The following is a 13,009-nucleotide window of genomic DNA, read 5'->3' as shown; positions in this document are numbered from 1 at the left end:
ATCACCGGTGGCAAACACAGCCACAGAGACACAGAGGCACAGAGAGGGCATGCGCCGTCCTCCTCTGTGTCTCTGTGCCTCTGTGGCTTTGTTCGTGGGATTTCATGTCAAGCGCTCGGCGCCAGGCAGTGCTGGCGGATGTAGTCGGCATGCCGCGGCATGCCGGCGGCCGTCTGTGCAATGGCCTGGCGCAGCCGGGCGAAGTGCTGCAGCAGGGCCTCGGGGTCGATGTGGTCGACGAAGGGGTCGTAACGCTCGGGCACCAGGCCCAGCCCCAGGAAGAGGGACACCCACGAGGGCTCCGCAAAACCGTCCGGGTCAAGGACAGCCACACGGCCAGCCTCGCGGAAGAGCTCGATCTGGTGGGCCAGCGTGTCGGGGATGGGCATGGCGGCGCAGTAGCGCCACAGCTCCGAATCGCGCCGCTCGGTCAGCTTGTAATGCAGCACGATGAAGTCGCGGATGGACTCGTACTGCACGCTCATGCGGCGGTTGAACTCGGCGGCCAGATGCGGCTTGAAGCTGCGGTCAGGGAAAAACTGCAGCAGCCGGCCGACGCCGTCCATGATGAGCTGGATGCTGGTCGACTCCAGCGGCTCCAGGAAGCCACCCGCCAGGCCGATGGCCACCACGTTCTTGACCCAGCCCGCCTTGCGCCGGCCGGTGGTGAAGCGCAGCTGGCGCGGGGTGTCCAGCGCCGGGCTGTCCAGCCCCGCCAGCAGCGTGGCCGCGGCTTCGTCGTCGCTGATGAAGTGGCTGCAATACACGTGGCCATTGCCGGTGCGGTGCTGCAGCGGAATGCGCCACTGCCAGCCGGCGGCCTTGGCGGTGGAGGTGGTGTAGGGCGTCAGTGGCTCCACGCGCGCGCTCGGCACGGCCTGGGCGCTGTTGCAGGGCAGCAGCGCGCTCCAGTCCTCGAAGGGGCTTTGCATCGCGCCACCGATGAGCAGGGCGCGAAAGCCCGAGCAGTCGATGAAGAGGTCGCCGTCGATGCGCCGGCCGTCCGCCAGCCGGATGGCGCTGACGAAGCCGTCCTCGGGGCGCAGCTCGACGTCGACGATCAGGCCCTCGACGCGCTGTGCGCCGCGGGCCAGCGCGTACTCCCGCAGGTAGGCCGCGTACAGGCCAGCGTCGAAGTGATAGGCAAAGGAGTAGGCGTTGGCGGCCGACGGTGGCCCCTCCACCGGCGGCGTGAAGCGATGGCCCCGCGCCATGACGGTCGACGTGGACCAATCCTCGTAACCCGGCAGGCCATCGACGATGCGCGACAGCCGCAGCCAGTGCTGCCAGGGCGAGCGATTCTCGATGGCGGGGCCGAAATCGCCAAAGCCATGGAAGAAGCGATGGCCGACGCGGCCCCAGTCGCGGAACTCGATGCCGAGCTTGAAGCTGCCCTGCGTGCGCCGCACGAAGTCGGCGCCGTCCAGGCCCAGGGTTCGGTTGTAGGCCCGGATCGGCGGCAACGTGGCCTCACCCACGCCGATGGTGCCGATGTCCGGCGACTCCACCAGCACGACCTCGCAGCCGTGAGGCCCGGCCTGCTGGAAGCGCTGGGCCAGTGGCGCCGCCGTCATCCAGCCGGCAGTGCCGCCGCCGACGATGACGATCTTGCGGATGGACGGGTCAGACATGGCGTGGGCGTGTGCGGGCGTGGTGCAGGTCTGGATCTCGGCGCCCCAAAACGTGGCAGGGTGCGCCGCGGCGCGATCTTCGGTGAGGCATGGCTGCGCCGGATAGGTGCTTTCACCCTATTTACTTCGTTCAGCGACCGAACTAATATGAGTTCACAAAGCCGTCATGGCACCCAACACAACAGGAGACACATGCAGGCCGAATCCGCCGGCAGCCAGCAGCTGCTCAAGGTCATCAATCGCATGGCGCTGGTGCGGCACCTCTGTGCCAACCCGGGGCTGTCGCGGGCGGACCTCGCCGGCGCGGTGGGCCTGACCAAGTCGACTGTCAGCGGCCTGGTGCGCGAGCTGATCGGCGAAGGCTGGCTGGTGGAGCGCGAAGTCGTCGCCACGGGCGACCTGGGCCGCCGCCCCACGCCCCTCTTCATCGACCCCGACCGCCTGCTGCTGCTGGGTGCCGAGGTGGGCGTCGAATCGGTGCGCGTCGTGGCCACCTCGCTGACCGGCGACGTCAAGGCCTGCACCGTGGCCAACTACGGCGCCAGCCGCACGGTGCGCGCCTGCATCACCATCCTGGCCACGGCCTTGCTCAAGCTGCGCAAGCAGTTGAACGGCGACCAGCAGGTGCTGGGCATCGGCGTGGGCCTGCCGGGCGGCGTGAACGAGGCCCGAGGCGTGCTGCACTTCGCGCCCAACCTCGGCTGGCGTGACATCCCCTTCGGCGAACTGCTCGGCGAGAAGCTTCTGGGCACCTCACTCGACGGCGTGCCGCTGTATCTGCAGAACGAAGCCGATGTGGCGGCGCTCGGCGAGATGGAGTTCAACCCCTCCCCGGCCTCTGACCCGCTGCTGTACGTGTCCATCAACCAAGGCCTGGGCGCCGGCGTGATCGTCGGCGACCGGCTGCTCACCGGCAGCCGCGGCTTTGCCGGCGAGGTGGGCCACATGGTGCTGCAGCTGAACGGCCCGCGCTGCTCCTGCGGCCGGCGCGGCTGTGCCGAGGCGTTGATCGCCACCCGCGCCATGCTGCACGGCAGCGGTGAGGACGCGGCCCTGCGCTCCCTCGGTGAGGTGCGTGCCCATCTGGTGGACGAAGACGCCGAAACCGTCAAGGCCGTGGCCTCGGCCGGCCGCTACCTCGGCGTGCTGCTGCAAAACCTCGCCACCGCCTATGACCCCGCCGCCATCGTGCTCGGCGGCTCGGTGGTGGAGCTGGGCGAACCCTTCCTGAAGCAGGCCCTGGACACCCTGCTGGACTACGCCGCCGCCGCCAGCCTGCCCCCGCCCAGCGTGCGCATCTCCCGCTTCGGTGCCAATGCCGTGGCCGTGGGCGCCGCCGCGCTGGCCCGCTACCGACTCACCCGCCCCGCCCTGCCGCTGGCCGACACCAGCGTCGTGGCCGCCGAGGCGGAGGAGACTCTCTGATGTTCCTCGGCATCGATCTCGGCACGTCCGAAGTCAAGCTGCTGCTGCTCGACGGCAGTGGCCAGATCGTGGGTGCGGCGGGCGCCGCCCTGTCGCTGTCCAGCCCGCAGCCGCTGTGGTCCGAGCAGAACTCTGACGACTGGTGGCAGGCCACGCAGGCGGCCGTTCAGCAGTTGCGCGCGGCCCACCCCGCCGCCTTCGCGGCCGTGCGCGGCATTGGCCTGTCAGGTCAGATGCATGGCGCCGTGTTGCTCGATGACAGCGATGCCATCCTGCGCCCGGCCATCCTCTGGAACGACGGCCGCAGCCACGCGCAATGCGAGCAGCTCACCGCCGCAGCACCGCGGTTGCACGCCATCGCCGGCAACCTCGCCATGCCTGGCTTCACCGCGCCAAAGCTGCTCTGGGTGAAGCAGCACGAGCCTGAAACGTTCGCCCGCGTTGCCAGCGTGCTGCTGCCCAAGGACTGGCTGCGCCTGCAGCTCACCGGCGACAAGGTCTCTGACCCGTCGGACGCCGCCGGCACGCTGTGGCTGGATGTTGCACGCCGCGACTGGTCAGACGACCTGCTGGCCGCCTGCGGCCTGACCCGTGCGCAGATGCCGCGCCTGGTGGAGAGCAACCAGGCCAGCGGCGTGCTCAAGCCCGAGCTGGCCCGCGCCTGGGGCCTGGGCCCCGAGGTGGTGGTGGCCGGCGGCGCCGGCGACAACGCCGCCAGCGCCATCGGCATCGGCGCCACCCGGCCCGGCGACGGCTTCATCTCGCTGGGCACCTCGGGCGTGCTGTTCGTCGTCAACGACCGCTTCTCGCCCAACCCAGCCTCGGCGGTGCATGCGTTCTGCCATGCACTGCCCACCCGCTGGCACCAGATGAGCGTGATGCTCTCCGCGGCGAGCTGCTTCAAGTGGTTCAGCCAGCTCGTGGGCCACGATGAAGCCGCGCTGCTGGCCGAATTGGCGCGCAATGACAGCGCAGTCATCCGCGAGACCGGCGCGCCCCTCTTCCTGCCCTACCTCGCCGGCGAGCGCACCCCGCACAACGACCCCTTCGCGCCCGGTGTCTTCCACGGCCTGACCGCGCAGACGACCCGCGCCGACTGCACCTATGCCGTGCTCGAAGGCGTTGCCTTCGGCCTGGCCGACGGGCTGGACGCGCTGCGCGCTGCCGGTACCCAGGTGCACCAGCTCTCGCTCGTGGGCGGCGGCTCGCGCAGCCACTTCTGGGCGCAGCTGATCGCCGATGTACTGCAAGTGGACATCGTGCTGCACACCGGCAGCGAAGCCGGCGGCGCCCTGGGTGCCGCACGGCTCGGCTGGCTGGCCTGTGGCGGTGCCGTCGACACCGTCTGCACCCGCCCGCCCGTGGCTGCCCTGTTCTCGCCCGATCCCCAACGCCATGCCCGCCTGGCCCCGCGCCTGGTGCGCTTTCGTGACCTCTACCGCCGTCTGCGCGGTGCCTGACCATGACCTCCTACTTCCAACACATCCCGCCCATCCGCTTCGAGGGCGCCGACAGCGACAACGAGCTGTCGTTCAAGCACTACGACAAAGACCGCCTCGTGCTGGGCAAGCGCATGGAAGACCACCTGCGCTTTGCCGCCTGCTACTGGCACAACTTCGTCTGGACGGGCCTCGACCCCTTCGGCGGCGCCACCTTTGAGCGCCCGTGGTTCCAGGGCGGCAGCCCGATGGAACTCGCCAAACTCAAGGCCGACGCGGCCTTCGAGTTCTTCAGCAAGCTGGGCGTGCCCTATTACTGCTTCCACGACCGTGACGTCGCCCCCGAGGGCGCGACGCCGCGCGAGAGCCAGGACAACTTCCGCCGCATCGTCGACGTGCTCGCCGAGAAGCAGCAGGCCACCGGCGTGAAGCTGCTCTGGGGCACGGCCAACCTGTTCAGCCACCGCCGCTTCATGTCCGGCGCGGCCAGCAACCCCGACCCCGAGATCTTCAAGATGGCCGCGCTGCAAGTGCGCGACGCCATGGACGCCACGAAGCAGCTCGGCGGCGAGAACTACGTGCTCTGGGGTGGCCGCGAGGGCTACGAGACGCTGCTGAACACCCGCCTGGGCCAGGAACTGGACCAGCTCGGCCGCTTCCTGAACCTGGTCGTCGAGTACAAGCACAAGATCGGCTTCAAGGGCACCATCCTCATCGAGCCCAAGCCGCGCGAGCCGTCCAAGCACCAGTACGACTTCGACACCGCCACGGTCTACGGCTTCCTCGTGCGCTACGGCCTGGAGAAGGAAGTCAAGGTCAACATCGAGGCCAACCACGCCACGCTGTCGGGCCACAGCTTCGAGCACGAGATCGCCACGGCTGGCGCCCTCGGCATCCTCGGCAGCCTGGACATGAACCGCGGCGACCCGCAGCTGGGCTGGGACACCGACCAGTTCCCCAACAACGTGCCCGAGACAGCCATGGCGCTGTACCACGTGCTGCAGGCCGGCGGCCTGGGCTCGGGCGGCCTGAACTTCGACGCCAAGGTGCGCCGCCAGAGCATCGACGCCGCCGACCTCTTCCACGGCCACATCGGCGGCATGGACGTCTGCGCGCAGGCCCTGCTGGTGGCCGAGAAGATGATCAACGACGGTCGCCTCCAAGCTGCTGTCGACCAGCGCTACGCCGGCTGGGACAGCGAGCCAGGCCAGGCCATCCTCCAAGGCCGCCGCAGCCTGGCGGAGCTCGCCGACGAGGTGCTCGAGCGCAACACCGACATCGCCCCCGTCTCCGGCCGCCAGGAAGTGCTGGAGAACCTGTTCAACCGCTTCTGCGCCTGACGCGCCGCAGCACTTCCCCAACATGCCGCGATCTCGGGCCGACCGATGACGAAGACCTCCGCGCTTCAGCACCGGGCGGCTCGACCGCGGCGATGTTGAACCCCAGACCGCCGAACCCGCAGTCCCGATAGAGAGACACAACGAGGAGACATCGTGAAAAGACTTCAACGCACCGCCGTATCCCTGGCCGCGGCCCAGGCCGCCCTGCTCTGCAGCGGCTTGGCCATGGCCCAGACCGCCCCCGCCCCTGCAGCACCTGCCTCCGCCCCGGACGCCAAGGTGCAGAAGGTGGAAACCGTGACCGTCAGCGGCCGCCGCGCAGCGCTGCAGTCGGCCCAGAAGATCAAGCAGGAGTCCGACGAAGTCGTCGACTCCATCGTGGCCGACGACATCGGCAAGCTGCCGGATCGCTCGGTGACCGAGGTGCTGCAGCGCATCGTCGGCATCACGATTGACCGCACGATGGCCAAGGGCGACCCCGAGCACTCCTCCGTGGAAGGCTCCAGCGTCAACATCCGCGGCCTGTCCTACGTCCGCTCGGAAGTGAACGGCCGCGATACCTTCTCGGCCAACGGCGGCCGTGCGCTGAACTTCGAGGATGTGCCGCCCGAGCTGATGGCGGCCGTGGACGTCTACAAGAACCCATCGGCCGTGCAGATCGAAGGCGCCGTTGGTGGCCTGGTGAACCTGCGCACCGCCCTGCCCTTCGACTATGCGGGCGTTCGCCTCGGCGGCTCGGTCAGCGGCAACTACAACGCGGTCGAGGGCAAGTGGAGCCCCGCCGGCTCCGTGCTGGCCTCCAACCGCTGGAAGACGGATGCAGGCGAGTTTGGCGCCCTGCTCAGCCTGGCCCACAGCGTCAGCAACACCCGCACCGACAAATGGCAGGTCGAGCCCTACTACAAGATCGACGGCACGCACTGGGTGCCCAAGGGCGCGCAGTGGCGTGACTCCTACTTCGAACGCACGCGTGACGGGCTGTACGGCGCTCTGCAATACCGCAACGACGCGGTTGAAAGCTCGCTCACGTACTTCGAGTCCAAGTACAAGATGCAATGGGACGAGAACGCGCTCTTCTCGCAGACCAACCCCTGGAACCTCGTCATCGGCAACGGTGCCACGTTCGGCGCCAACGGCCAGCTGCTGACCGGCACGCTGACCTCGCCCGCTGACGGCGGCGTCAACTTCGGCGCCGATACGCGCTACATGACGCGCAACTCCAAGACGCGCGACCTGGGCTGGAACCTGAAGTGGAAGGTCAACAACCGCTGGACGCTGAGCACCGACCTGCAGCTGGTGAAGTCCCGCACCAACGCCTTCGACTCCACGGTGGCCACCGGTCTGCAGATGCCCAAGGAGACGCTGGACCTGAGCGGCTCCACACCGCGCGTGGTGTTCGATGCCTCCGACCTCGCGGCCCTGGCGAACAAGTCGAACTACTACTGGGCGTTCACGATGGAGCATCTGGACCGCAGCACGGCCGAGCAGAAGGCCTGGCGCACCGATGCCAAGGTCAACTTCGACCACCCGGTGCTGCAAGACTTGCAGTTCGGCATCCGCCTGACCGAGCGGGATGCCACCACCATCAACTCCAACCCCAGCTACAACTGGCAGGCCATCACCCAGACCTGGCAGCAGGGCTGGAACATCTCGGGCCTGGCACGCCTGAGCGACCCGCGCTTCAACGCGCCGGTCCAACTGCACCAGTTCAAGAACTTCTTCGGCGGACAGAGCGTGCCGGCGATCTACGTGCCGGACGTGTCGCTCGCCAAGGGCTACCCCGACAGCTACGTGGCCCTGCACAAGTACCACGACATCCTGTGTGCCGAGCAAGTGGCCGCGCAGGGCTGGGGCAGCTGTGACGCCTGGAAGCCCGCCACCTTCGGCGTCGATCCGCAGGGCACCAACGAGCAGCACGAAAAGACCCAGGCCGGCTATGCCCAACTGCGCTTCGGCTTCGACGACCTGCCCCTGCCGGTGGATGGCAACGTCGGCCTGCGCCTCGTGCGCACCGACATGAAGGCCAAGGGCTACATGGTCTTCAGCAGCAACGCCCCCACGCTGCAGCCCGGCCAGAGCTTCGGCGGCGTTCCCATCCCGAACGTCACGCCGTTCTCGAAGTCGATCGACGCCGGCCAGGTCTACACCAACGTGCTGCCCAGCCTGAACCTGCGCATGAAGGCCAGTGAGCAGGTGCAGTTCCGCGCCGCGCTGGCGCAGGCCATCTCGCGTCCGGACTTCTCCGACATGCAGGCCTACACGTCGCTGTCGCTTAACACCACGCAGCGCACCAACGGCACCACCATCATCGTCGACAACGTGGCGCTGACCGGCACCGCCAACGGCAACCCGCTGCTCAAGCCCGTCAAGTCCAACCAGCTGGACCTGACCGGTGAGTGGTACTTCTCCAAGAGCGGCTCGCTCACCGTGGCGCTGTTCGATAAGGAACTGAAGGACATCATCATCAAGCAGTCGTCCACGGTGCAACTGCTGGACGGCGCGGGCAAGCCCGTGAATTTCACGGTCACCTCGCCGGTCAACGGCGCCAAGGGCCACGCCCGCGGCCTGGAGATCGCCTTCCAGCGCTACCTGGACATGCTGCCCGGCTGGCTCTCGGGCTTCGGCATTCAGGCCAACTACACCTACGTCGACAGCAAGACCAAGCCGTACAACCCGGTCCTGAGCGCTTACTGCGCAGGCACCAGCACCAGCGCCGACAACCTGAACCTGAACACCAACGGCTGCGACACCGACGGCAAGACCTTCGGCAACCTGCCGCTGCTGAACCTGTCCAAGAACGCCTACAACCTGGCCGCGCTGTACGACTACGGTCCCATCTCGGCACGCCTGGCCTACAGCTGGCGCTCACGCTACCTGCAGGGCGTCAACGTCAACGGCACCAACGGAAGTGACGGCCGCCTCGCCAATGGCACGTCGGTCGCGTGGGCGCTGCCCACCTGGCAGTCGTCCTACGGCCAGCTCGACGGCGGTGTGACCTACCGCGTGAACGATCACTTCAGTGTGAGCCTGGAAGGCCAGAATCTGAGCAACAGCCTGCCGCGCCAGCTGATGCAGCAACAGATCGGCTTCATGACCCGCTCCGTGGAGTACACCGGCCGCCGCTACAGCGTGCAGGCCAGCTTCACCTACTGACCGCCGCCATGGCCGGGCGCCGTTGCGGCGGTGCTCGGCCTTCTCGTCTTCTGGTACACCGATGAAGAAACACTCCCTTCTCGCGGCGGCGCTCGCCTGCCTGCTCACCGCCACGGCTGCCCCGGCTGCCGAGGCGCCCCGGCTGGTCACGCGCGACGGCCGCCACGCGCTGCTGGTGGACGGCAAGCCCTTCCTCATCCTCGGCGCTCAAGCCCACAACTCCAGCAACTACCCGGCCGCCCTCAAGCCGGTGTGGGACGCCGCGCGCGACCTCAAGGCCAACACGGTGCTGATGCCGGTGGCCTGGGAGCAGGTCGAGCCCGAGGAGGGGCGCTTCGACTTCAGCTTCGTCGACACCCTGGTGCGCGAAGCCCGCCAGCAAGGCAAACGCCTGGTCATCCTGTGGTTCGGCACCTGGAAGAACACCAGCGCGCAGTACACGCCAGCCTGGGTCAAGCTCGACCCCAAGCGCTTTCCCTTCAACGTCGACCGCGACGGCGTGGCCAACTACAGCCTGAGCCCCTTCGGCCAGGAGACGCTCAAGGCCGACAAGCGCGCCTTCGTCGCGCTGATGGGCCACTTGAAGAAGATCGACGCCGGCCAGCGCACCGTGTTGATGGTTCAGGTCGAGAACGAGGTCGGCACCTATGGCCTCGTGCGTGACTTCGGCCCCGCCGCGCAGGCCGCCTTCGAGCAGCCGGTGCCCGCCGCCGTGGTGGCTCGCCAGAAACCCAAGCTCGCCGCATCGGGCACCTGGCGCGAGGTCTACGGCGACTACGCCGACGAGTACTTCCACGCCTGGGCCATCGCCCGCTACATCGGCGAGATCGCCGCGGCAGGCCGCGCGGTGTACGACCTGCCCATGTACGTCAACAACGCGCTGCGCAACCCGCTGGAGCAGCCGCCCAAGCCCTGGAACAAGGACTTCGCCAGCGGTGGCCCGACCTGGGACGTGATCGACATCTACAAGGCCGCGGCACCGGCACTGGACATCGTCAGCCCGGACATCTACAGCCCCGAATCCGAGCAGGTGAACGCCAACCTGCGCCTCTTCCAGCGGCCCGACAACCCGCTGTGGATTCCCGAGATCGGCACCAAGCCTTCGTACGCACGCCTGCTTTACGCCATGCTCGGGCGCGGCGCGATCGGCGTGTCGCCCTTCGGCATCGACTACTTCAACTACAGCAACCACCCGCTGGGCAGCACCGCCACTGACAAGAGCCTCGTCGAACCCTTCGAGCCCGTTTACCGCATGTTCGCGCCCATCCAGCGCCAGTGGGCGCAATGGGCCTTCGAGGGCCGCACGCGGGGCGCGGGCGAAGGCGATGACCGCAAGCCCCAGCAACTGGAGTTCCCCGGCTGGACGGCCAAGCTGACCTACCGCCTGGGCAGCTTCGGCGAGCCCGCCTGGGGAGGCGAGTTCGCCAAACCCGCGGCCGGCACCGAGCAGCCGACTGGCGGTGCGGCCATCGCGCAGATCGGCACCGACGAGTTCCTCGTCATCGGCCAGCGCGTGCGCGTTCGCATGGAGCCGGCCGAGGGCACCCGAGGCTTTCAGCTGCGCGTGGAGCAGGGCCACTACGACGCCCAGGGCCGATGGGTGATGGAGCGCGTCTGGAATGGTGACCAGGTCGACTACGGCCTGAACCTCCCGGCCCAGCCCGTCATGCTCAAGGTCAGGATGGCTCGCCCACGCTGAGCGCCGCCCTCGCGCATGAAACGCCTGCTGCTCGCCTGCTGCCTCGCCCTGTCGCCGCCCCTGCAGGCGGCCGAGTGGGTGCTGCGCTATGCCGCCCCGGCCCCCGACGCGCCCCAGGGCTGGGAGCAGCTGGCCCTGCCCATCGGCAACGGCCGGCTCGGCGCCATGCTCTTCGGCCAGGTGGCGAGAGACCGGCTGCAGTTCAATGACATCACGCTGTGGACGGGCGACACCCAGGCCATGGGCGCCTACCAGCCCTTCGGCGACGTCGTGCTCACGCTCGATGGGGCCGGCGCGTCCGTGCAGCAGTACCGCCGCGAGCTGGACATCGCTCGCGGCGTGAACCGCCTCCGCTACACCCAGCACGGCGTGCGCTTCACCCGCGAGGCGGTGGCCAGCCACCCGGCCCAGGTCATCGCCTGGCGGCTGACCGCCGACCGGCCCGGCCGCTACAGCGGCAGCATCGCCCTGACCGACCGCCACGGCGCTGCGCTGAGCGCCGCCGGCCGCACGCTCGCCGCCGTGGGCCAGCTGCCCAACGGCCTCGCCTACGCCAGCCAGCTGCGCGTGCAGCATGAGGGTGGCAGGCTGAGCCAGCAAGGCACGACGCTGCGGTTCGATGGCGTGACCGCCCTCACCCTCGTCCTCGCGGCTGGCACCAGCTTCGAAGACGGTCAGCCACCCCTGCCCCGTGTGCAGCGCCAGGCCGCCGACGCGCCGCGCTGGCCGCAACTGCTCGCGGCCCACGAGCGCGACGTGCGCGCCCGGCTCGGCCGCGTGCAGCTCGACCTGGGCGCGAGCCCCGCCGAGCGCCGCGCCCTCACGACCGACGCCCGCCTGGCCGCCTACACCCGAAAGGGCGGCGATCCCGAGCTGGAGGCGCTGTACTTCCAGTTCGGCCGCTACCTGCTGCTCAGCAGCTCGCGCGACACTCTACCCGCCAATCTGCAAGGCCTGTGGAACGACCGGCTTCAGCCGCCCTGGAACAGCGACTACCACTCCAACATCAACCTGCAGATGAACTACTGGCCGGCCGAAGTGACGAATCTCGCCGAGTCGGCCCGGCCCTTCCACCGCTTCGTGCAGCGACTGATTCCCATGTGGCGACGCGCGGTGAGTGAACGCGCCGCGCTGGCAAGGCTCGACCCGTCGCGCCTGCCCCCCGAGACGCCCCCGTGGGACAACTCCGTCCAGCCGCCACAGGAAACCTTCCTGCGCGCCGACGGCCGACCCATGCGCGGCTGGGCGCTGCGCACCGAGACCAACCCCTTCGGCGCCCAGAGCTACCTCTGGAACATGACCGGCAACGCCTGGTATGCCCGCCATTTCTGGGAGCACTACGCCTTCACGCAGGACCGTGCCTTCCTGCGCGACGTGGCCTGGCCGGTCATGAAGGAAGTGGGCGAGTTCTGGGAAGACCGCCTGCAACCGCTGCCGGACGGCAGGCTGGTCGCCCCCAACGGCTGGTCACCCGAACACGGCCCCATCCAGCACGGCGTGGCCTACGACCAGCAGATCCTCTGGGACCTCTTCGACCACCTCGCCCAGGCCGCCACCGTGCTGGGCGACACCGCCGAGCACGACCGCGCCGTGGCGCTGCGCGACCGGCTGGCCGGCCCCCGCATCGGCAGCTGGGGTCAGCTGCTGGAGTGGCTGGACGAGCTGAAGGACCCGGTGCTCGACACCCCGGCCGACACGCATCGCCATGTGTCCCACCTGTACGCCCTCTTCCCAGGCCGGCAGATCTCGCCCGCCCGCACGCCCGAGCTGGCCGCGGCAGCCCGCAAGACGCTGGAGGCCCGGGGCGACGTGAGCACCGGCTGGTCCATGGCCTGGAAGATGGCCTGGTGGGCCCGCCTGCGCGACGGCGACCGCGCCTACCGCCTGCTGCGCAGCCTGCTGGCCGAGCCCGGCGCGCAGGCCGCCCGGCCCGGCGCCGAGGTGCACCAGGGCGGCACCAACCCCAACCTGTTCGACACCCACCCGCCCTTCCAGATCGACGGCAACTTCGGCGCCACGGCCGCCATCGCCGAGATGCTGCTGCAATCGCACGACGGCGTCCTCGACCTGCTGCCCGCGCTGCCGGCCGCCTGGCCACAAGGCTCGGTGCGGGGCCTGCGCGCGCGTGGCGGCTTTTTGGTCGACATCACGTGGGCCGAAGGCCGCGTGCGCAGCACCACCGTGCGTTCGGTCGCCGGCGCCGGCGGTGGCCGGCTGCGCATTGGCGATCGCACGCTCGACCTTCACCTGAAACCTGGCCAGGCGCGCACGGTGCGTGCTGGTGAACTGGACTGACATGGACGCGTTCAAGAACACAGCCAC

7 protein-coding genes are annotated in these 13,009 nt (G+C 68.9%); 6 read left to right on the top strand and 1 reads right to left on the bottom strand.

Annotated elements, in window-relative coordinates; all coding sequences use genetic code 11:
* Positions 1 to 107: 107 nt before the first annotated feature.
* Positions 108 to 1,631 carry a tryptophan halogenase family protein gene (locus CDO81_RS18260; protein WP_088484657.1) on the bottom strand — a complete coding sequence of 508 codons (1,524 nt, stop codon included), beginning with the start codon at positions 1,629 to 1,631 and terminating at the stop codon, positions 108 to 110.
* Between the two features lie 192 nt (positions 1,632 to 1,823).
* Here CDO81_RS18260 and CDO81_RS18255 point away from each other — a divergent pair, with 192 nt between their 5' ends.
* The 6 genes from CDO81_RS18255 to CDO81_RS18230 all read left to right on the top strand — a co-directional run bounded on the left by CDO81_RS18255 (position 1,824) and on the right by CDO81_RS18230 (position 12,982).
* Entirely contained in the window at positions 1,824 to 3,056 is a 1,233-nt protein-coding gene (locus tag CDO81_RS18255; protein ID WP_158218344.1) for an ROK family transcriptional regulator, read from the top strand.
* Positions 3,056 to 4,516 (top strand): xylulokinase, encoded by a 1,461-nt coding sequence (xylB, locus tag CDO81_RS18250; protein WP_088484655.1) that lies wholly within the window; start codon positions 3,056 to 3,058, stop codon positions 4,514 to 4,516. The genes CDO81_RS18255 and xylB overlap by 1 nt, the downstream gene beginning before the upstream one ends.
* Positions 4,517 to 4,518: 2 nt before the next feature.
* Positions 4,519 to 5,835 (top strand): xylose isomerase, encoded by a 1,317-nt coding sequence (gene xylA, locus CDO81_RS18245; protein WP_088484654.1) that lies wholly within the window; start codon positions 4,519 to 4,521, stop codon positions 5,833 to 5,835.
* Between the two features lie 153 nt (positions 5,836 to 5,988).
* Positions 5,989 to 8,988, top strand: a complete 3,000-nt coding sequence (locus tag CDO81_RS18240) for a TonB-dependent receptor (RefSeq protein WP_088484653.1) — start codon at positions 5,989 to 5,991, stop codon at positions 8,986 to 8,988.
* A gap of 61 nt (positions 8,989 to 9,049) precedes the next feature.
* On the top strand, positions 9,050 to 10,687 hold the full coding sequence (locus CDO81_RS18235) for a DUF5597 domain-containing protein (RefSeq protein ID WP_088484652.1): 1,638 nt from the start codon (positions 9,050 to 9,052) through the stop codon (positions 10,685 to 10,687).
* A 15-nt stretch (positions 10,688 to 10,702) separates the two neighbouring features.
* Positions 10,703 to 12,982, top strand: coding sequence for a glycoside hydrolase family 95 protein (locus CDO81_RS18230; protein ID WP_088484651.1), 2,280 nt, complete (start codon positions 10,703 to 10,705; stop codon positions 12,980 to 12,982).
* Positions 12,983 to 13,009 lie beyond the last annotated feature (27 nt).

Source organism: Roseateles puraquae (assembly GCF_002205845.1).
GTDB classification, from domain to species: domain Bacteria; phylum Pseudomonadota; class Gammaproteobacteria; order Burkholderiales; family Burkholderiaceae_C; genus Pelomonas; species Pelomonas puraquae.
This window is presented reverse-complemented; position numbering and strand designations above follow the sequence as displayed.